19 protein-coding genes are annotated in these 20,888 nt (G+C 60.2%); 8 read left to right on the top strand and 11 right to left on the bottom strand.

Going from position 1 to position 20,888, the window contains the following annotated elements:
- Positions 1-71: 71 nt before the first annotated feature.
- Complete coding sequence (locus tag AC1DE4_RS09490; RefSeq protein ID WP_026371936.1) at positions 72-1,424, bottom strand: L,D-transpeptidase family protein; 1,353 nt, start codon at positions 1,422-1,424, stop codon at positions 72-74.
- A gap of 232 nt (positions 1,425-1,656) precedes the next feature.
- Here AC1DE4_RS09490 and AC1DE4_RS09495 point away from each other — a divergent pair, with 232 nt between their 5' ends.
- From AC1DE4_RS09495 to AC1DE4_RS09505, 3 genes are all read left to right on the top strand, one after another.
- Positions 1,657-2,496: a DUF4432 family protein gene (locus AC1DE4_RS09495; protein WP_018858291.1), complete on the top strand. Its 840-nt coding sequence runs from the start codon at positions 1,657-1,659 to the stop codon at positions 2,494-2,496.
- 69 nt (positions 2,497-2,565) lie between these two features.
- Positions 2,566-2,904: a protein tyrosine phosphatase family protein gene (locus tag AC1DE4_RS09500; RefSeq protein WP_018858292.1), complete on the top strand. Its 339-nt coding sequence runs from the start codon at positions 2,566-2,568 to the stop codon at positions 2,902-2,904.
- A 72-nt stretch (positions 2,905-2,976) separates the two neighbouring features.
- Positions 2,977-3,321, top strand: coding sequence for a RidA family protein (locus AC1DE4_RS09505; protein ID WP_018858293.1), 345 nt, complete (start codon positions 2,977-2,979; stop codon positions 3,319-3,321).
- A gap of 39 nt (positions 3,322-3,360) precedes the next feature.
- On the opposite strand, the gene AC1DE4_RS09510 is transcribed toward AC1DE4_RS09505, so the two are convergent.
- The 4 genes from AC1DE4_RS09510 to AC1DE4_RS09525 are packed head-to-tail and all read right to left on the bottom strand — an operon-like array spanning position 3,361 to position 8,139.
- Complete coding sequence (locus tag AC1DE4_RS09510) at positions 3,361-5,019, bottom strand: thiamine pyrophosphate-binding protein (protein WP_169681472.1); 1,659 nt, start codon at positions 5,017-5,019, stop codon at positions 3,361-3,363.
- Positions 5,016-6,218, bottom strand: coding sequence for a succinate--glutarate CoA-transferase (gene caiB, locus AC1DE4_RS09515; RefSeq protein ID WP_018858295.1), 1,203 nt, complete (start codon positions 6,216-6,218; stop codon positions 5,016-5,018). Before caiB ends, AC1DE4_RS09510 begins: the two co-directional genes overlap by 4 nt.
- 18 nt (positions 6,219-6,236) lie before the next feature.
- Positions 6,237-7,193: a DMT family transporter gene (locus AC1DE4_RS09520; RefSeq protein WP_026371937.1), complete on the bottom strand. Its 957-nt coding sequence runs from the start codon at positions 7,191-7,193 to the stop codon at positions 6,237-6,239.
- A gap of 16 nt (positions 7,194-7,209) precedes the next feature.
- A complete protein-coding gene (locus AC1DE4_RS09525) occupies positions 7,210-8,139 on the bottom strand; it encodes a lysophospholipase (RefSeq protein ID WP_477881149.1) in 930 nt (309 codons plus the stop codon).
- A gap of 158 nt (positions 8,140-8,297) precedes the next feature.
- On the opposite strand from AC1DE4_RS09525, the gene AC1DE4_RS09530 reads away from it, so the two are divergent.
- The 4 genes from AC1DE4_RS09530 to metF all read left to right on the top strand — a co-directional run bounded on the left by AC1DE4_RS09530 (position 8,298) and on the right by metF (position 12,984).
- Positions 8,298-9,032, top strand: a complete 735-nt coding sequence (locus AC1DE4_RS09530; protein ID WP_192240799.1) for a ribonuclease T2 family protein — start codon at positions 8,298-8,300, stop codon at positions 9,030-9,032.
- A 209-nt stretch (positions 9,033-9,241) separates the two neighbouring features.
- Positions 9,242-10,891: an energy-dependent translational throttle protein EttA gene (ettA, locus tag AC1DE4_RS09535; protein WP_477881151.1), complete on the top strand. Its 1,650-nt coding sequence runs from the start codon at positions 9,242-9,244 to the stop codon at positions 10,889-10,891.
- 166 nt (positions 10,892-11,057) lie between these two features.
- The gene (locus tag AC1DE4_RS09540; protein WP_477881153.1) at positions 11,058-12,080 is read left to right on the top strand and encodes an ArsR/SmtB family transcription factor; all 1,023 of its coding nucleotides are present in this window, start codon (positions 11,058-11,060) and stop codon (positions 12,078-12,080) included.
- Positions 12,081-12,084: 4 nt separating this feature from the next.
- On the top strand, positions 12,085-12,984 hold the full coding sequence (gene metF / locus AC1DE4_RS09545; RefSeq protein WP_477881155.1) for a methylenetetrahydrofolate reductase [NAD(P)H]: 900 nt from the start codon (positions 12,085-12,087) through the stop codon (positions 12,982-12,984).
- A 508-nt stretch (positions 12,985-13,492) separates the two neighbouring features.
- On the opposite strand, the gene AC1DE4_RS09550 is transcribed toward metF, so the two are convergent.
- The 4 genes from AC1DE4_RS09550 to AC1DE4_RS09565 form a co-directional block, all read right to left on the bottom strand.
- Positions 13,493-14,725: a lytic murein transglycosylase gene (locus AC1DE4_RS09550; RefSeq protein ID WP_018858302.1), complete on the bottom strand. Its 1,233-nt coding sequence runs from the start codon at positions 14,723-14,725 to the stop codon at positions 13,493-13,495.
- An 83-nt stretch (positions 14,726-14,808) separates the two neighbouring features.
- Entirely contained in the window at positions 14,809-15,606 is a 798-nt protein-coding gene (locus AC1DE4_RS09555) for a glycoside hydrolase family 25 protein (RefSeq protein ID WP_477881157.1), read from the bottom strand.
- Between the two features lie 130 nt (positions 15,607-15,736).
- Positions 15,737-16,408: a class I SAM-dependent methyltransferase gene (locus AC1DE4_RS09560; RefSeq protein ID WP_477881159.1), complete on the bottom strand. Its 672-nt coding sequence runs from the start codon at positions 16,406-16,408 to the stop codon at positions 15,737-15,739.
- On the bottom strand, positions 16,405-17,649 hold the full coding sequence (locus AC1DE4_RS09565) for a BtaA family protein (RefSeq protein ID WP_477881161.1): 1,245 nt from the start codon (positions 17,647-17,649) through the stop codon (positions 16,405-16,407). The genes AC1DE4_RS09560 and AC1DE4_RS09565 overlap by 4 nt, the downstream gene beginning before the upstream one ends.
- A 172-nt stretch (positions 17,650-17,821) precedes the next feature.
- Between AC1DE4_RS09565 and AC1DE4_RS09570 the strand changes: the two genes are divergently transcribed.
- On the top strand, positions 17,822-19,207 hold the full coding sequence (locus tag AC1DE4_RS09570) for a serine hydrolase domain-containing protein (RefSeq protein ID WP_169681463.1): 1,386 nt from the start codon (positions 17,822-17,824) through the stop codon (positions 19,205-19,207).
- On the opposite strand, the gene AC1DE4_RS09575 is transcribed toward AC1DE4_RS09570, so the two are convergent.
- Together AC1DE4_RS09575 and AC1DE4_RS09580 are read right to left on the bottom strand one after the other, a co-directional pair.
- A complete protein-coding gene (locus AC1DE4_RS09575; RefSeq protein ID WP_169681461.1) occupies positions 19,201-20,136 on the bottom strand; it encodes a lytic transglycosylase domain-containing protein in 936 nt (311 codons plus the stop codon). The two genes, AC1DE4_RS09570 and AC1DE4_RS09575, sit on opposite strands and share 7 nt — an antisense overlap.
- A 113-nt stretch (positions 20,137-20,249) precedes the next feature.
- Positions 20,250-20,885, bottom strand: a complete 636-nt coding sequence (locus tag AC1DE4_RS09580; protein WP_018858308.1) for a LysE family translocator — start codon at positions 20,883-20,885, stop codon at positions 20,250-20,252.
- Positions 20,886-20,888: the final 3 nt, after the last annotated feature.

A 20,888-nucleotide genomic window follows, 5' to 3' on the forward strand; every position in this document is an offset into this window, starting at 1 on the left:
GGAAACTGTCTGCTAAACAAAAAAATGCGCCCTTTGCGGCGCATTTTTTGTTGGTGGAATGGCAGGATCGATCAGTCGGTGAATTCGACTGTTACGCCCGGCTTGACCATCTTCGCCAGTTCGGTGGCGTCCCAGTTTGTCAGACGGATACAGCCATGGCTCTGGGTCCGACCGATCTTCGATGGTTCCGGCGTTCCGTGGATACCGTAAGTCGGCTTGGAGAGCGCCATCCAGACCGTGCCGACCGGGCCGTTCGGACCCGGCGGAATGTTCAAGATCTTGTCGTTGGCGCCCTGCTGGAAATTGATCTTCGGATTGTAGGTGTAGCCCGGATTGAAAGCTACGCGCTCGACGGTGACCGTACCCGAAGGCGAGGGCGTATCGGTCGAGCCAATCGAGGCCGGGTAGGCAGCAACCAAATTGCCCGCGTTGTCATAGGCAAAGACCTGCTTGCGGCCCTTGTCGGCAATGATTCGCGCGACCGATCCAGCTTTCACTTCGCCAGGATTGACAACCTTGATGACCGTGCCGGGAACCGTGAAGTCGATGCCCGGATTGATTTCCTTCAGGAAGCCTTCGTCCATATGGAAGCGCTCAGCGAGCATTTCCGTCGTCGAGGTGTAGCCGAGCGACGACATCGCGGCCTTGTGTGCGTAGTCCTCGGGGATCTCCGCGACATAGGGGCCAGCGGCATCCGCAGGCGTGATCGTGTAGCTCACCAGCGGCAGACCGCCGGTCATGCGAAGCTGCTCGAGGATGGCGTCCGTATTGTTCGGGTCGAGAGTCTCACCCGTCATCTGCTGGTAGGCATAGATCGCTTTGGTCACGTTCGCGCCCATGTGGCCATCGATCGCACCTGGGGACACGCCGGCGCGGTCGAGGAACACCTGAAGGGCGACGATCTCGGACTTCGACTTGTTCTTGAGCGTGATCACCGGCTCCTGAGGCGGCTTCGGCTGCGCCATCTCCGGCATTTGCTGGTCCGGCTCGATGGAAGCGTAGTTTTCGCCGCCTTGCGGGTAAGGCTGCTCGTCCAGGGGCTGTCGGTCGATCGCAGCGTCACGCGGGATCGAGCCGGTGACGGCGCCGCGTTCGGAATAGCGCGAATCGCCGTAGGGATCGTCGCCGTAGTAAGCGTCGTTATTGTAGGCATCACGCACGGGCGGGCGCGGGTAGTAACCGCGGGCGCGCATTTCGGTCGCAATCACATTGCCATAGGGATCGACCAGTACGCGGTTACCCCTGCGGTCGCGCGCGTAGGCGGCGCCGGATGGTACGTAGTCGAGGATATCGCCGTTCGGCGCCACGAAGACAATGTCGCCCTGGCGTCCGTTGTAAAACTGCTGCGCATCGGCAGAAGGCGCGACAGCGATGGCGAGCACGGCAGCTGCGGCAGACAATCCCGATCTTACAAAGCGATTCACGTCTTCATATCCTTCAGTGACTTGGCCGACACACACCTGCGAATTTTGACGCTAGTGTGGAATTTATGAAATCGTACTGAACAAAAGATAAATATTTGGTGATTTCTCCTTTGCTCATAAACCTTTGGGGTGAACTGCCGGTTCCCTGAAGCGGCATAGCAGCCGCGATTGACGAATGCCGCTGCGAGACATATCGCTGCATCAGTCGCCAGAACCGGGAGGAAGTTGGACAATGATCGAGTTTGCCGCGGCAAGAGGGCCGAAGCTGATGCTGGACGAGACGTCGCAGATGGATATCGGCGGCTGTATCGTCAATGGTGTCGACATCGCTCCCAAGAAGGCGGTCCCCGATGACGGCGACGCGCGCATCTCGCATTCTGTCGAAGGCTTTCTCTTTACCTGCGGACCGGACCATATCCGTCACCGCGAGCCGATTCCGGGTCGCGCAGACGGCAAGGTCTATCCTTTGCATGGATCGGGCCCTGGTCATGCAGCCAGGATCCTCTGGACGAAATTCGAGAATGGGAATGCCGAGTGCCGGGCGGATATCGATATCGTAACGGTCGAAGGCTTGCCGGCTCGAATTGAACGCCATTGGTTCATCAACGGTCAGACAGGCGAGGTCAGTCTTAAAGACAAGGTCGTCAACACCAGCGACAAGGTCGTGCCGACTTTCCTGATGTACCATATGAATATTGGCGGCAAGTGGTTCGATGCCGGCACGCGTCTCGAAGGCAAGATGCTCGAGGGTGGCGGCTTCCCCTGGAATTTTGGTGAAGAGCCGGGTGGCATCTTCTGCGTTAAGGCGCCGGCAACGGACAGCGGTTTTGCCGAGGTGCGTCTTGGCCCGATAGCCGCGATCGGCGGCAAGGTCCTCCGAGTGCGGGTCCTTGCCGAGACGTTGCCGCACCTGCAGGTCTGGCGCAATCAGAAGGCACCTGCCGACGTCCTCGGCATCGAGCCGGTGTCGCATCGCTGGGTATCTCGCTCCGAGCTGGAAGCAGCGGGTGAGTTCATCATGCTGAAGCCCGGCGAGAGCCGAAATTATGCGCTCAGCTTTGCCTTCGTGTGAGTGATCTGCGGTTGACGCTTGGCATGGGGCGGCGTAGTCATTCAGCCCATGATTTCAGGAGGATTAGCGATGGACATTCGCCAAATCGACGACGAATATTCGGTTTCCGGACAGATTTCGGTCGAGGATCTCGATCAGATCAAGGCCATGGGCTTCAAATCGATCGTTTGCAATCGCCCGGACGGCGAAAGCCCGGATCAGACGCCTTATGCCCTGGTCGAAGCGCGCGCAAAGGAACTCGGCCTCGATATCGCACACGTGCCGGTCGGCCCGATGGGCGTCAACGAAGAGGCGATTGCCGGGATGGTCGACGCGCTTGATGAGTTCCCGCGTCCGATGCTCGGCTATTGCCGCTCCGGTGCCCGTTCGACCGCGATCTATCAGAAGACGCAGCACATCCGCGCATAACACAATCACTGACCCGAGTCCGACGCCGCTTCTTTCCAGCGGCGTCTTTCATTTCACCAATAGGAGACAATCATGAGCATTAAGCGCATCGACGTTGGCGCCCGCATGAGCGGCGCGGTCGTCCACGGCAACACGGTCTACCTCGCAGGTCAGGTCGGCGAAGGCGAAAGCGTCACCGAACAGTGCAAGTCGGCACTGGCTGAAGTCGATCGTCTGCTCGCTGCGGCCGGTTCGAACAAGTCGAAGATCCTGCAGACGCTGATCTATCTCTCCGACATGTCCTACTTTGCCGAAATGAACGCTGCCTGGGAAGCCTGGGTCGACCCGGCCAACACGCCGGCTCGCGCTACCAGCGAAGCCAAGCTTGCTGCACCGAAGTACAAGGTCGAGTTCACGGTTACCGCCGCCCTCGACTAAGTCGACGGTGTTGTAATCTCGAAGGCCGGTGGGTTTTACTCACCGGCTTTTTGTTTGGGCAATTTCCGAAAGGGTACGTGTCGGCGTAATTGCTTCCGGATCGAGCCTTACCTCGATGATCGAGGGCTTGCCGCTTGCCCGCGCGCGTTCGAAGGCGGCGGCGAAGCTTTCCGTCGTCTCGACGGTTTCCCCATGGCCGCCATAAGCACGCGCAAGTGAAGCAAAGTCCGGGTTGGTCAGGTCGGTGCCGCTGACGCGGCCGGGATATTCCCGCTCCTGATGCATGCGGATGGTGCCATAGATGCCGTTGTTGATGACGATCGCGATGATCGGCAGGCCATAGCGTACGGCAGTCGCAAACTCCTGGCCGTGCATCAGGAAGCAGCCGTCTCCGGCGAAGCAGATGACCTCGCGTTCGGGAAAGAGCTGCTTGGCCGCGACAGCGGCCGGCAGGCCGTAGCCCATGGAACCTGATGTCGGGGCTGCCTGGGTGTTGAACTGGCGGAAGCGATGGAAACGATGGAGCCAGGTGGAATAGTTTCCCGCGCCGTTGGTGAAGATCGCATCGGGGCGTGTGTTTTCTTCGATCCACTCCATGATCGGTCCCATGTGGACCGGTCCCGGGCCGCTCTGCGGCGGTGTCGACCAGGTGATGTAGGCTTGGTGCATCCGTTCAGTGCGCTCCGCCCATCTGAGTTCGCTTGGCGCCTCGAGATCAGCAAGATCCGCCACGAAGTCACTCGGGCTCGCGCAGATTGCCAGGTCGGGGCGATAGACACGGCCGAGTTCTGAAGGATCGGGATGAATGTGGACGAGCGATTGCTGTGGGTAGGGGATGTCGATCAGCGTATAGCCGGAGGAGGGCATTTCCGACATCCGGCCGCCGAGCAGGATCAGCAGGTCGCTCTCCTTGATTTCCTTCGCCAGCGCAGGGTTGACGCCGATGCCAACATCCCCGGCATAGTTCGGGTGTAGGTGATCAAACAGCATCTGCCGGCGGAAGGAGCATCCGACGGGGAGCGCGAAGCGTTCCGAGAAGGCTTTCAGGTCGGCGACCGCATCCGCATCCCAGCGCGTGCCGCCGACGATGACCATCGGTCGCTCCGCCTTCAGCAGGCGAAGATAGAAGTCGTCAATCTGGCGGCGGCCGGGATGGGCTTCGACGCGCGAATAGCGTTTTGCGCTGGGCGCCTCCACCTCGTCTCGCAGCATGTCCTCAGGCAGTGACAACACAACAGGGCCGGGACGACCGGATGTTGCGATCGCAAAGGCGCGGGTGACGAACTCCGGAATGCGAGCCGCGTCGTCGATCTCGCCGACCCATTTGCTGAATTCGGTGAGGGCGCGGCGATACTCAACCTCCTGAAAAGCCTCCCGCTCGCGGGCATCGCGCTGGACCTGCCCGATGAAGAGGATCATCGGGATGGAATCCTGCCTGGCAATGTGCAAACCCGCCGTTGCATTGGTGGAGCCCGGGCCGCGGGTGACCATGCAGATGCCGGGCTCGCCGGTGAGCCTGCCCCAGGCATCCGCCATCATGGCCGCTCCGCCTTCCTGTCGGCAGACCACCACGTCGATGTCGCTGTCATAAAGCGCATCGAGGACGGCAAGGAAACTCTCGCCGGGTACGCAGGAGAGGCGTTTCACCCCATTTGCTTTCAGGGCCTCGACGATCAGTTCCCCGCCGGTCTTCTTCATGATGCTCTTTTCCCCTCCAGTTCGGCGAGTTCCGCCAGAACTTCCTCCTGATGCTCTCCCAGCCTCGGGCTCGGCCGCTCGTAGCGCAAAGGCGTTTGCGACAGCACGACCGGCGTCCTCACACCGGGAATGACGGTACCCTTTGCGTCCGCGAGATCTACCCGCAACCCACGCGCCTGGATTTGCGGATCCTCAAACATTTCTTCGATTGTATTGATCGCACCGGCCGGAACCGCATCCGCCTCACAGGCTTTCAACAGGTCGGCTTTCTGCCATTTCAGCGTTTCGGTGGAAACCAGCTTGCGTACCTCGTCGCGGTTCGCGACTCGCGCCTTGTTCGTGGAATAGCGTGCATCGTCGGCAATGCCCTGGAGGCCGAGGATCGCGCAGAGGCGGCGGAACTGGCCGTCATTGCCCACTGCGAGGATCAGATAGCCATCGGCGGCGGGGACGACTTCATAGGGCGAGATATTCGGATGCGCGTTCCCAAGCCGGGTCGGGGCTCGGCCAGAAACGAGATAATTCATGTTTTGGTTGGCGAGCACGGCGGATTGTACGTCGAGTAGCGCCATATCGACCAGCTGACCTTCGCCGGTCTTCTGCGCGTGGATGAGGGCGGCCTCGATGGCTGCGACGGCATAAATACCGGTAAAGACGTCGGCGATCGCGACGCCCGCTTTCATCGGCTGTCCGTCCGGCTCGCCGGTGATCGACATGAAGCCGGACATGCCCTGAACGATATAGTCGTAACCTGCCAGGCTGGCATAGGGACCGTTCTGGCCGAAGCCGGTGATCGAGCAATAGACAAGCTTCGGATTGATCTTTTTCAGGCTCTCATAATCGAGACCGTATTTCACAAGGCCGCCGAGCTTGAAGTTCTCGATGACGACGTCGGCCGTGGCGATAAGGCGGCGGACGAGGGCCTGATCCTCTTCGCGCTTCAGGTCGGCGGTGATCGAACGCTTGCCGCGGTTGGCAGCGTGGTAATAGGCCGCAGAGAGGTTTTCGCCGTCGGCACCTTCGACAAAGGGGGGCCCCCAATGCCGCGTGTCGTCGCCTCCATCGGGGTTTTCGACCTTAATCACGTCGGCACCGAGATCGGCCAGCATCTGGCCCGCCCATGGCCCGGCAAGCACTCGCGCAAGCTCGATCACGCGTATGCCTGATAGCGGCGGTTTTTGGAGCTGATTGTCTGTCATGTTCCTCCCACGATCAGATCAGGGCGCCAGGGCCGATTGAGGTGTATCGGATACGGGCTTCGATGCAAAGCGGCGCTCGCGCCAGATGATGTACAAGCCCGATGCGATAATGATCAGGATACCGACCCACTTGAGCGCATCCGGAAAGTCATCGAATACGAGCCAGGCGAAAAAGGTCGCCGACACGATCTCGAAATACTGCAGTGGTGCCAAAATGGAGGCAGGTGCTGCACGATAGGCATAGACGCCGAAGATGCCGGCAATGGCCGCCGTGACACCGACGCCGACCAGATAGAAGTAGCCCCGGCCATCCGGCATCACCGCGTCGAAGATGTCGGAACCTGTGCCGCTGCCAAAGGCAAGCAGGATCGCGCAGAACAGCAGACCCCAGATGCCCATCTGAAGCTGCATCGCCCACGGATCTTCTCGGTGCGAAAGCACGCGGGTCATCAAGGCGAAGATGGCGATGCAGAAAGCGCTGACGACGGGCAGAAGCGCGACGTAGCCGACCTCTTGAAAGCTCGGCTGGATAATCAGCATCGCGCCGAAGAAGCCGACGCCGCAGGCAATGTAGCGGCGCCAGCCGATCGTCTCCTTGAGGAAGATACTGCTCAGGATCGTCAATATGATCGGCTCGACGAAGAAAATCGCGATGGCGTCAGCAACCGGCATGAACTTCAGCGTCGTAACAAAGGAGACCATGGAAATGGTAATGATGGCGCCTCGGATGGCGTGAAAGATATTGGCTCGCCAGGAGAAGGTCTTCCAGCTTCCTCGCCAGACAACGATCGGTAACATGCAGAGAGCCTGCACCACAAAGCGGGCGGCGGTGATTTCCGCTGCAGGAATCGTAGCGATCGCGAGCTTGGAAAAGATGTCGATGATCGGGGACACCAGCACCGACAGGAACATCAGGAGAATGCCGGTCGAAACCTCCGAAGCGGAGGCAGAACGGGACGAAATGCCATTGCTCATCGCGAAACCCTTCAGTTCAGGATCTTGCGATCGCTTCGTCGCACCAGTCGGCGAATGCGGCGATGGCCGCGTCCGCTCCAATTTCATTCAGCGTTTCGTGGCGCATGTCCTGATATATCTGTGTCCTGATACGGGAGAAGCCGTGAGCTTTCAAATGCTTTGACAGCCAGATCACCGCTTTTCCGTTATCTGTTGCCGGATCCTGTCCGCCGCCGACAAGGTGGATCGGCGTGTGCTTCGGCAGCCGGTCCAGTTGCGCCTCTTGTGGTGCGCGAAACGTCATCTCGAAAATATCGAGCCAGAGCGACACGGAAGCATCGAAGCCACACAGAGGGTCAGCAATGTATYTGTCGACCTCAACAGGATCGCGGCTTAGCCAGTCGAACTCGGTTCGACGGTTGGCAATGGACTTCCCCCAGGTGCCGAAGGTGAGCTTCGGTAGGATGCCGCTTGGAACATCGGAGCCCTTAAGGGCTCGTTCTGCCAAGAGGACCGCCTGGGCGGCCCGTCCCGATAGACCCGGGTTGAAATTCGAATTCCAGACGGCAATGGCGTCATATTTCTCCGGATAGGTGATCGCCGCGTTGAGCGCGATGAGCCCGCCCATCGAGTGCCCGAAGAGGATGACGGGGAGGCCGGGATATTGCTTTACGGCAAGCTCGCGGACAGAGCCGACATCGTCGATAACCTGTCGCATGCCGTTGCGGCGGGAAAAACGCCCGATTGGCGCATCCGGGCCAGTCGTTTCGCCGTGCCCACGGTGATCGAAGGCGAACACATGGTAGCCGCGGGCTGCCATCGCTGCCGCAAAACGGGAGTAACGTCTGGAATGCTCGGCCAGCCCATGAGACACAAGGAGAATTCCGCGTGCCTCGGATTGCGCCGGCTCATGATGAAAGGCGAGTGAAGCGTCCGCCGTTTCAAGGCGTTGCGTTTCTGCGAACATCATATCCTCCCGTTGCCGGGAGAAGACCAGATCGGCCGTGAAAAGCAACACGCCCAGATATTTATGCCAAGGGATTTTTCGTACCCTACGGATTGAGGGTTGTGAAAACAAACGCGGCGTGATCTCCTGTTCATGAATTGTTCTTTGTGGGGGTGAGAATGAGCAATCCATTTCTGCGGATGGCTGTAGTCTTGATAGGAATTGCGGCCGCTGGCGTTGCGGGAGCCCAGGACGGCGGCGGAAGGACGCGCTTCATTCTGGCGGCCAGCTGGCAACCCGCGTTCTGTGAAACCAACCAGCGCAAGCCGGAATGCCGCAGCCAGACCGGGGAGAGGTTTGACGCGACCAATTTTTCGCTGCACGGGCTCTGGCCGATGCGGAAGGACTATTGCGACGTCTCTGGTACCCTGCGGAGCGCCGACAAGGACGGCGAATGGGGGAAGCTGCCTGAGGTAGAGCTTTCGGCGGATACCAAGGCGGCCCTCGAGAAGGCGATGCCCGGTACGCAATCCGGCCTGGAGCGGCACGAGTGGATCAAGCACGGCACCTGCACGAAGATGAGCGCTGACGACTATTTCGGCGCGTCGGTTCGGTTGATCAACGAGCTGAACGCCTCGGCAGTCCGCGATCTGTTCGCGACCAATATCGGCAAGTCACTGACGGCGGACGCGATCAAGGCGGCTTTCGACAAGAGTTTCGGCCCGGGTGCCGGAGATCGGGTCAAGATGAGCTGCCGACGGGCCAGCGGAGGCCGCGTTATCAGCGAACTTACGATCGGGCTGTCGGAGGACGCGACATCGAACGAGCCAGCAAGCCTTCGTGACCTTATCCAAGGGGCAGGACGGTCGTCGTTCGGCTGCAATGAGGGCGTCGTGGACGCTGCAGGGTTCTGAGACTGCCTCTCATCGAAAACGAGCCTTCGTCCGTCCACGCGCCGCGGCTAGCTGCGCCTTGATCATGCGACGCTACGGTAGAGGAGCGTGCCGAGTTCGGCTATGAATGCTGCAAAAGCCTCTGGTTTTTGGCCGCCGCGCGTTGCTCCTTGGCCCCAATTCGCCTAAATAGCGGCAAAACTCAAATTCCCGCGCGGAGCGAATTATCTATGGCACGTCAGTTCATCTACCATATGGCCGGCCTCAACAAGGCGTACGGCAACAAGAAGGTGTTGGAAAATATCCACCTTTCTTTCTATCCGGATGCTAAGATCGGTATCCTCGGCCCGAACGGTGCTGGTAAGTCGACCGTTCTGCGCATCATGGCAGGCCTCGACAAGGAATATACCGGCGAGGCGTGGCTCGCCGAAGGCGCTACCCTTGGCTACCTCGCGCAGGAGCCGCAGCTCGATGCGTCCAAGACGGTCCTTGAGAACGTCATGGAAGGCGTTGCGCCGAAGAAGGCGATCCTCGATCGCTATAACGAGCTGATGATGAACTATTCCGACGAGACCGCGGAAGAGGGCGCCAAGCTCCAGGACGTCATTGACAGCCAGAATCTCTGGGACCTCGAAAGCCAGGTTGAAATGGCCATGGACGCGCTGCGCTGCCCGCCGGGTGACTCCTCGGTCGAAAAGCTCTCGGGGGGTGAAAAGCGCCGCGTGGCGCTCTGCCGCCTGCTGCTCGCCAAGCCGGACCTGCTACTGCTCGACGAACCGACCAACCACCTCGATGCCGAGACGATCGCCTGGCTCGAAAAGCACCTGCGCCAATATCCGGGCGCCGTACTGATGATTACCCACGACCGTTACTTCCTCGATAACGTCACGGGCTGGATCCTCGAGCTCGACCGCGGGCGTGGTATCCCCTACGAAGGCAACTACTCGGCCTACCTGCAGGCGAAGGCCAAACGGATGCAGCAAGAAGGCCGCGAAGAGGCCTCTCGTCAGAAGGCGATCAGCCGCGAGCAGGAATGGATCGCCTCCAGCCCGAAGGCGCGTCAGGCAAAATCCAAGGCGCGTATCCGCGCCTACGACGAACTGGTCGCAGCAGCGGACGCCCGTCGTCCGGGCGATGCGCAGATCGTCATCCCGGTCGGCGAACGCCTCGGCCAGGTGGTCATCGAAGCCGAGAACCTCACCAAGGGTTACGGCGATACCGTGCTCATCGAGAACCTCACCTTCAAGCTGCCGCCCGGCGGTATCGTCGGCGTCATCGGTCCGAACGGCGCCGGCAAGACGACGCTGTTCCGTATGATCACGGGCCAGGAAACGCCCGATAGCGGCGAGATCCGCATCGGCGAGACCGTTGATCTCGGCTATGTCGACCAGAGCCGCGACGCACTCGACGGCAACAAGACGGTCTGGGAGGAAATCTCCGGCGGCAACGACGTCATCAAGCTCGGCAAGCATGAAGTGAATTCGCGCGCCTATTGCGGCGCTTTCAACTTCAAGGGCGGCGACCAGCAGCAGAAGGTTGGCACGCTTTCCGGCGGTCAGCGCAACCGCGTTCATCTCGCCAAGATGCTGAAGGCCGGCGGCAACGTCATCCTGCTCGACGAACCGACCAACGACCTCGATACGGAAACGTTGGCAGCACTCGAGGATGCGCTCGAAAACTTCGCCGGTTGCGCCGTCATCATCAGCCACGATCGCATGTTCCTCGACCGTCTGGCGACGCATATCCTCGCCTTTGAAGGCGACAGCCATGTCGAGTGGTTCGAAGGCAACTTCGAAGACTACGAAAAGGACAAGATGCGCCGTCTCGGTGTCGATTCGATCAACCCGCATCGGGTGACTTACAAGCGCCTGACGCGCTGATCACCCAAGATCGCGTTGGAGACCTGGAAGCCCCGGTTCGCCGGGGCTTTTTTGCGCGCATCGATGTCGCGATCCGAGCAGCTAATTTCGTGAACGGATGGAATTGCGGCTTGCCACACTCAATCGTTTCACATAAAGATATCTTTATATGTTGATTGGATCGGGTATGGGTGAGCCTATCAGACTTGGATTGGATGCGTTGGTGGACGTCCTCAGGGCGGCCGGCGAGCCGACGCGTCTTCGCCTGCTGGCGCTCCTTGCAGCAGGGGACCTGACGGTCACCGATCTTACAGAAATCCTTGGCCAATCCCAACCCCGCATCTCTCGCCACCTCAAGCTGCTCGGCGAAGCGGACCTCATCGACCGTTACCAGGAGGGCGCTTGGGCCTATTTCCGGCTTCGGCAGGATGGCAAGGCGGCCGCGTTCGTGCGTAGCCTGCTGGCTCATGCCTCCGAGAACGATGCTGTGATCCTGCGTGACAGCGAACGGTTGGCGGCGGTCAAGCGCCAGCGGGCTGAGCGGGCGCAGGCCTATTTCAGTCGCAACGCCGCCGAGTGGGACGAACTTCGCCGTCTGCATGCCGCTGACGAAGAGGTCGATGCCGCGGTCATTCGGCTGCTCGGCAGCCAGCCGATCGACTCGCTTCTCGACCTCGGCACCGGAACCGGCCGCATCCTTGAACTCCTGTCCGGCCTGTATCGTCGCGCGATCGGCGTGGACGCCAGCCGCGACATGCTGAGCGTGGCGCGTGCCAACCTCGACAAGTCGGGGATTACCAAGGCATCCGTCCGACACGCCGATATCCTGAACCTGCCGTTCGAGGCGCAGGATTTCGACGTGGTGACGATCCACCAGGTACTGCATTTCTTTGACCAGCCCGAGATCGCGATCGGCGAGGCAGCGCGCATGCTGCGGCCAGGCGGGCGGTTGGTCATCATCGATCTTGCCCCGCATGGGCTGGAGTATCTTCGCGACGAGCATGCGCATGTTCGCCTAGGCTTTTCGCATCAGTCGATGTCCGACTGGATGCGCAAGGCTGGGCTGGATGTCGAGCAGGTCGTCGATCTTCATCCGGGTCATGAAAGCGGGCAGGGGCTCACCGTCACTGTCTGGCTTGCGCGCGACCCCCGGCGCCTTATGGCCTCCGCAGCGAGCGAAGGCGCCGAACCCATACTTGCCGGGAGATAATCATATGGCTTTGAACAGCGACGCGCGCCGCAAAATCGGCATTTCCTTCGAGTTCTTTCCGCCTAAGTCGGAAGAGATGGAAGGTCAGCTGTGGAATACGGTCACCGATCTGCAGGACTGGAATCCCGACTTCGTATCGGTGACCTATGGCGCCGGTGGCACCACCAAGGCGCCTACACTGGCGACTGTCTCACGGTTCCTTTCCGAAACCCCGCTCGCCACGGCGTCGCATCTCACCTGCGTCGGCGCGACGAAGGACGAAACGCATAGCGTCATCGACAGCTTCCGCAAGGTTGGCGTGAAGCATTTCGTGGCGCTGCGTGGCGATGCTCCGGGCGGCGTTGGCGCGCCCTATCAGCCGCATCCCGGCGGCTATGCGAATGCGGCGGCATTGGTTGCCGGTCTGCGTGAGATCGGCGATTTCGAGATTTCGGTGTCGGCCTACCCGGAAAAGCATCCGGAAAGCCGCGATACCGCCGCCGACATCGAGATGCTGAAGCAGAAGGCGGATAACGGCGCGACCCGCGCGCTGACGCAGTTCTTCTTCGATAACGACAATTTCGAGCGCTACCTGGAAAATGTACGGGCTGCGGGCATCAAGATCCCGGTTGTGCCGGGCATCATGCCGATCCAGAACCTGACGCAGCTGAAGCGCTTCGCCGGTGCCTGCGGCACGGTCATCCCTGCATTTCTCGATGAACGCTTTGCAGGCTACGACGACAAGCCGGAAGAAAGAGCCAAGGTTGCCGCTGAAGTTGCCGCCGAACAGATCGAGGATCTGGCTCGCCGCGGGCTCACCGATTTCCACCTTTACACGATGAACCGGGCGCCGCTCGTTTCGGCCGTGCTGACCAATCTCGGCTTCACACGGGAAGGCGCCAGGAAGGCTGGCGCTGCCGCGTAGGCTGCTCCGTCAGTGACGACAAAAAGAAAAGCGCATCTCCTCGTGGGATGCGCTTTTCTTCATTGAACTGTTTCGCTACTCAGGAGTCTCGGTACTGTTCGCTTGCCTCGGCGTTCAGATGAAAAGCATTGTCAATACAAATGCAAACGCCGCGCTGACCAAAAGGACATTCAAGGATTGTGTAAGTCCCATGTCTGTCTCCTCGCGTTAACAGTTGCGATAATATGTCGTGATTGTGTCGCTTGGAAAGCGGATTTTATATTGCGCTGCGGCGAAAATGTCACATTGCGGCCGTGATGCTTTCTTTAATTTGTTGAAATCGCAAGATAAATCTCCGTGGAAAAATATTCACAGATTTTAACCGGCCGTTAAGGTCGGCGATCCAGCCTTCACACTTGCGGCAAGATGAAGGCTTTGCCTGAAGCGCCTGAAACCATGGAACAATCCCCGAAAATGAAAAGGCCGGGTGCGAAACCCGGCCTTAAAGTGCTCGCTTGAGGAAACGTGATCAGAGCGAGTTGAGGAGCGTCGGCGTTGCCCAGCCATCGGCGGGAATACCGAGACGCTGCTGCTCCTTCTGGATGGCGACGCGCGTGCCTGAACCAAGGATGCCGTCGACCTTGCCGACGTCGTGACCGAGCGTTCCGAGCTTGGTCTGCAGTTCCTTCATCTGGTCGTTGGAAAGTCCCTGTTCGGGCGTGCCCTTGAGATAGGTCTCAGCGCCGGCAAGGCGTGTCGCGAAATAGGCGGCCGAGGTCGTGTAGATGAACGACTTGTTCCATTCGAGATAGATCTGGAAATTCGGATAGGCAATGAAGGTCGGGCCAAGGCGACCCTGCGGCAGTATCAGGTCGCCATGCAGGTTGCCGAAGCTCGTGTTGCCATCGCGCGGCTTGACGCCAAGGGCGAACCACTCACCGGCCGTCAGTGGGCCACCGATACCGGATTTCTCCCAGGGGAGGTTCTCGGGAAGCGTGACTTCCTGGATCCACGGCTGGCCCTTCTGGAAGCCGAGATGCTGGATGAACTTGGCCGCCGTCAGAATGGCGTCGGGGCCGCTCTGCTTGAGGCGGACGTGACCATCGCCGTCGCCGTCCATGCCATAGGCGACTATGTCACGAGGCAGCATCTGGACCTGGCCGATCTCGCCGGCCCAGGCACCGGTGTTGGTTGCCGGGTCGAGGTCGCCATGCTGAACCATTTCGATGAGGGCGATCAGCTGCGGACGGAAAAGCTCCGGACGGCGGCAGTCGTGAGCCAGGGTCACGAGGGCGTTGCGGGTGTTGAAGTCGCCCTGTACGGCGCCGAAGTCGGTTTCCATCGCCCAGAAGGCGGTGATAACCCCTGCGGGTACACCAAATTCCTGCTCAGCACGGGCGAAGACATCTGCGTATTGCTTCATCTTCTGGCGGCCAATGTCGAGCCGGCCCTGGCTGACAGTGCGTTGCGAGAATTCCAGGAAAGTCTGCTTGAACACGCCCTGAGCGCGGTCGCGGCTCAAGACCTTCTGGTCGATCTGTGCGCCTTCCAGAGCCTTGTCAGCAGCTTCGGCCGATGCGCCCGCTGCGATGGCGTCGGCCTTTACGCCGGCCAAGAATTCGCTGAGGTCGCCGTCACATGCTACCGCCGGTGTCTGCGAAGCCGGGGCACTCGGTGCCGGCGTCTGCGCGGCTGCGCCGGTCGCCAGACCGGCAGCGAAAAGGAGTGCAAGTGCCGTGCGGCTTGCGGGCGAGACGTACATAGTTTCGATCCTCGTCATAAAATGGAATTTCCGTCGATTTCCCAAATGATTGTGACGGAAGCAAGAAAGACGAGGCGACGTTACTAAGAATTTGTGTCCTTTGATACAGCCGCTACCCAGTTGTGCCAATTCTGGGTCGATCCGGCAAAGACATTGATGTCCGTTGGACCCTTGATACCGGGGATGACGCCCGTCGACGTGTATTGCCAGAAGGCCCAACGGCGGTCGGCATAGGTGACTTCGGGATGCTTGGCGGTGGAGCGGACCCAGAAGTGGTAATTCTGGAAGTAGCCGACGAGATTGTCGCGGTGGAAGTCTACCGAGGTATAGATGATCGGCCGCTTGCCGTAATAGGCCTCGAGGCGATCCATGAAGCGCTGAAGCTGGGCGCGGACCGCCGCCGGATCGGGGCGATAGCGGCATGTCTTCGATTCCGCATTCCATTCGGCGTCGAGGACCGGCGGCAGGCGCATGGATTCCTTGGGCACGTTACGGATAAACCAGTCAGCCTGCTCATCGGGCGTCGAGCAGAAATAGTAGAAATGATAGGGAGCGTGCGGAATGCCGACGGCGCGGGCGCGCTGCCAGTATTCGTTGAAGCGCGGATCGATGCGGTCCTTGCCTTCGGTCGCCTTGATGAAGGCGAAAGCAACGCCGGAACCCTTGACCGTCTGCCAGTCGATATTGCCCTGCCACTTCGACACGTCGATGCCGTGGATCGGCTGCTGCTCAGGATGCTTTGATCCGAAGTCCTGGGGATCGGTGTCCTTGAAGCGCGTCTTTGGCTTCACGGACGCTGTTTCGAGAAAATCATAGCCCGATGACGTGCATCCGGCGAGCATGACAGCCAACGGCAAAACGCAAAACAGAAGCCGGCGCATAGATGTTCCGTCGCGAAACGAATGGATTTTTTGCCCCACAGCTCGACCCCGTTAAAGACGCGTCCAGCAGAGGAATGTCCCCTCTATTTTCCATATCAACGTAAAAAAACGGTTAGTTTCAAGCGAAATGTCAAGGTTTGGTCACAATGACGGCCCGCCAGGCATARCCGCCACCAATGGTCTCGAAGGTCAGTCGCGCTTGATTTTCAGAGGCTTGCGACGCGAGAACCTGCCGCAAATCGGCACGCGGCGACACGTGAAATTTTCGCAGCCACGCCTTGAGAAAGCGTGCAAACCAGCCCGGAAGGCGCTCCTGCTGGCCGAAATCGACGATGTGCAGCTCGCCGCCGGGGGCGAGGGCGGCCATGGCCGAGTCGACGGCGCGTTCCCAATCGGGGATCATCGAAAGGGCGTAGGAAATGAGAATGCGGTCGAAGCCGCTGACGCCGAACTCGCGCGGCGTGAAGGCGGTCGCGTCCGCGACGCGGAAATCCGGAACCGTTGCTTTGGTCTCGAATGTTTTGCGCGCGGAGATCAGCATCTCGTGCGAGATGTCCAGGCCGAACAGCCGAGCCCGCGGGTAATATTGATGGGCGAGCGCCAGGTTGCGGCCGGTTCCGCAACCGACCTCCAGCAGGGTGCCGTCTTCCGGCACATTCAGATTGCGGATCGTCTCATCACGGCCGAGAAGGTAGTACTTGCGCGTCAGGTCATAGATGTGGCGCTGATAACGGTACATGCCGTCCATCAGGGCGGCGTGGCCGTCGTCCTTGGTGACGGGATTCGTGCCGACCCCGCTCACGCATTCTTCCCGTAGATATGGAAGCCGCCATAGATTGCCGAGCGATCAAGCGCCGTGAGTTCGGCGGAGCGATTTTCCATGTACGTCCACTGATCGCGGATTGCAGGCGACAGACGGCCTTCGATGATGCTCTTTTCGGCCGCCGTACGGAAGATCGCCCGGGCACCTTCGCGCGCCGTGCGGCTGATCTCTGCCCATAGGTCGTTGAGTTGCTGGTCCGTCATCCAGTCCTGTGCATCCAGGAGGACGTAGCGATCGCGCGATCCGGCCGGCTCGCCGGCGAGCAGTTCCGTGAAGCTTGCATGATGAACGGTGACGCGATCCACATTGCCACGGATCGCCTCGTAGTTCGCGGGCTCGAGATAGGTTGGGAGTGTGCCTTCGCCCTTCGGCGCGTAGCGGCGAGCGAAAGCCTGCCAGGCAAAATAGTTTTCCTGCATGGGGAAGTGACAGGCCAGCTTCTCAAGTCGGTGCCGTAGGATCGGCGCGATTGACTGCTCGGCGGCGAGGCTTGCCAGTTCGTCGTATTGCTGTGGCGGGATACCGAGGCCGAACAACGAGCTCTTGCGGCCGGTGATCCAGCGTACGACCGGCTTGTCGAAGAGTGGTGCGATCTTCTCGTCGAAGAACTGGCGCTGCTCGCGCAGGGAGCGCGTCTTGGTCATTTCCGTCAGGTCGACGCCATGCAGGCGGGCCAGAAGGTGTGCTGCTCCAATGAACCGACCGAGGAGACCTGTTTCGTAGATGTTGCGGTCGAAAACCGTGACCCGCCGACGGCCGAACTTGCGGCCGTTCCAGTAGTTGCGGGTCGCGTCGTCAAGATTTGCAGCGAGGAATTGGTCGAAGGCGTGGCTGTTCGACAACTCGCGCGGTGTGGCGAGGAAGCGAACGAGATCGGCGTGTGCGGGAAGGTGGCTGAACGCGGCAAGCTTCAGGCGATTGAGGGCAATATGATGCGGATTGAGATCGACCACATCAATCGACGCCGGGCTCCTGGAAAGATAGGCAAGCATGTTGCAGCCGCCGGAGCCGATCGTCACGATGCGGTGGTGAGGCTGAAGCTCCATCGCCAGCATGTCGAGGTCGGGATCTTCCCAGATTTGCGGATAGACCAGGCCGGAAAACAGCAGCCCAAAGAGCCGTTCCGAAAAGCCTGCCTTGGAGAAGGCATTGTGGCGGAGAAGAGCTGCCTTGAGTTTCCGGTTCTTGCGGAAGCCGGCATCCGGTGCAAATTCCGTCATATGAGTCTTTCACCCTTTTAGCGTTCAGGGCGTTTAGCGCGCCGTCACTACAGTTTGATGACGCAAGCTGTGGGCGCGTGCTTCCGTCGGTGGAAATGGAAAAACATCCGGGCATTGGGGGCTTTCGCGCTGCCGGCTTTCCTGCTTCTCTTGTGGGCAAGGAGGATCGCATATGCGATTTGTGCTGCGTGTCGTGAGGCCACTCGCTCTTTTGCTGGTCGCGATCGTCGCTATGAGCGCGGCTTGGCTTTATGCGCGGCCACCTGAATTGCTGCGAGTCGGTGATGGTTACGCAGCCAAGATCGTTTGCTCGAACGTATTCCTCGCAGGGCGTGACCCCGAACAGGTGCTTTACGAGGACGTTCAGGCGCCGGGAAATCCGTTGCTACGACTGGTACGCGTCACTGTCGACAGGCAGGACAAGCGGGTTACCGCTCGTATCCTCGGGCTCTTCGCGCCGGGCCATGCGATCTATCGCGGCGCACTCGGCTGCAGCAGCGTGCCGGATGGTGACTTCGAGGCCGCGGCGCGCGCCGTGCCCGAGGTTCCGGTGACTCCGGAGCCGCAAAATGAGGCCCCATGGCCGGAGGGAAATGCCGTCGCGAAGGCCAATGACAGCCGTGTCGATGCACTGCTTTCAGATGCCGAGCTGATCGGTCCTGCAATGCGCGCGGTTGTCGTGGTTCGCAACGGCCGCATCATCGGGGAGCGCTATGGTGATGGATTCGGTCCGATGATGCCGCTCACCGGCTGGTCGATGACGAAGACCGTGAATGCAGCCATCGTCGGGCGGCTGATGCTCGACAACAAAATCGCGTTCGATGAGGCTGGCCTTCTGCCGCAGTGGAAGGGGGGCGACCATTCGGCGATCAAGCTGAGTGATCTGCTCGGCATGGAGAGCGGCCTGGTGTTCAACGAGAGCTACGGCACGGTCGCCGATGTCACACGGATGCTCTATCTCGATGCGGATATGACGGCGCTGCCAGCAAGTCTGCCATTGGAGGCAAGCCCGGGCCAGCGTTTCAGCTATTCAAGCGGTTCGTCGGTGCTGATCTCAAAGATATGGATGAACAGGATTGGCAACATGCAGGCGGCGCTTGCCTATCCCAAGACGGCGCTGTTCGACCCGATCGGCATGTCGAGTGCTGTCTTGGAGGTCGACGCACGGGGCACCTTCGCCGGCAGTTCCTATCTTTACGCCACAGCGCGGGATTGGGCGCGTTTCGGCCAGTTCCTTCTTCAGGACGGCGTCTGGAACGGCCAGAGGCTGTTGCCGGAACGGTTCATGGCAGCGATGAGGACGCCGACCGTGGCCTCGGGCGGCAAATATACCCGGGCGCAGGCCTGGCTCGCCGCGCCGGGCGGTGACACCAGCGCCGTTGCCGGTCTTCCCGAAGATACGTTCTGGATGGAGGGGCACGATGGGCAGAGCATTGCGATCGTGCCGTCCGCGAAGCTTGTCGTCGTCAGGCTCGGATTGACGCCAAGCTGGCTTCGCTACAAGCCGCAGATGCTGGTCAAAGAGATCCTAGCCGCGCTGCCCGGCAGTGATCAGTAGTTGCCCTGGGCGACGTCGTCCATGCCCTTGCGCTTGGCTTCGTAGTAATAGCCACGGGCATAGAGGCGGACAGCATCGTCTTCGCTGCTGTCAGAGACGAGCCAAGCGCCGCGAAGATACTTGGCGGCGTATTTGATGTTCGTTTCGGCATCAAAGAGGCCAGCGGGATCACCTTCGTAGCCCATGGACTTGGCCGTGTTGTACTTGATCTGCATCAGGCCGAAATAGCCGCGCTTGTTATAGGCCTTGGAATTGTAGCGGCTCTCGCGATGCACGACGCGGTGAAGCAGCGAGGCGGGCACCTGGTAGAGCTTCGAATATTTGTCGATGATCTTGGTGATTGCGCTTTTCTCAACCGTCGGCGCGCCATCGTCGTCGCTGTCGCTGAACATCGGCGGTGCGGCCGGTGGATCCGAGGGACCTGAGGTGTCGAAACCGTAATCCATCATCGGGTGCGGCGTCGTATCGATAGCGGAAAGAGCTGCAATCGCGCTGCTTCCAGCCTGAGGTGTTGCGGCAAAGGCGAGTTGAGTCGACGGGGAAGGGGTGCCCGGGCGCGGGATCGGTACAACGGACTGAATCGCTGTCATTTCAGGCGTGAGCGGAATCTGYGCGTAACCCGTTGCCGTCGTCGCCCCGGCCTGACCGCTCAACTGAGAAGGATCGGTTGCCGGCATGGCGGGTGCCGCGAGGGCCGTTGTCGCCTGGTCGGCGGTGGTGATCATCGCCGTCTGGGCCGCTCCGTCGCCGGCCGGCACGGCTGCAAGCGTGGCGTCTTCGCCGGGCTTTGGTGTCGGAACAACGGTCTGGATTGCGGTCAGTTCTTCCACCGACGTGTATTCGACGCTCGTGCATCCGGCAACGACGCCGCAGAGCATCGTCGAAACGATGAGACTGCGTTTCAGGCCGGAAAAACCGATCGCTACCATACTCTCACTTTCGTGAACGCGCCGCCCCGGCAGCGTTAGAAGTTACCAAAAACCTTAAGCCTGGAATCCGCAATTAACGTATTCGTTGCGTTGCTGCAACCCGCTGGAAATATTTACGCGGCTATCCGCCTATAACCGGCTGTTACGGCGCCTGCGGCAATGAGCAGAGTGCCGCCGGTGCGGTTAACCGCACGCTGGATGCTTGCCTTGCGAATAAGCCCGCGAGCCGCGTTTGCTGCCAGTGCATAGGTCGAGGCATTGATGGTTGCGAGGACCAGGAACGTGGCTTCCATGATGAGCATCTGGCCGAAGAACGGCAAAGCGGGATTCAGGAACTGCGGAACGAAGGCGACGAAGAACACGATGCTCTTCGGATTGAGCGCCGTGACGACATAGGCGTGCAGGAAAACCCTTATCGATTTCTTTTCGGGCAGGTTGTCATTGTCCGCCATCGGTTCGGACATCACGGGTGCGCGCCAAAGCTTGATCCCGAGCCAGATCAGGTACGCGCCGCCGATCCATTTCAGCACCGTAAATAGGGTCGCGGAGGCCGCAAGCACGGCCCCCAGTCCGAAAAGGGATGCAGTCATCGCGGTAAAGTCGCCGAGCGCGACGCCGGTTACCGTCGCGAGCGCCGTCTTGCGCCCATGGCCCAGCGCATAGGAAACAACGAGAAGGATCGTCGGCCCCGGTATCGCCAGCATGATTGCAGACGCAGCGGCAAAAGCGAGCCAGGCTTCGAGCGACATGGA

The sequence above is a fragment of the Rhizobium sp. 10N414 genome (genome assembly GCF_056394785.1).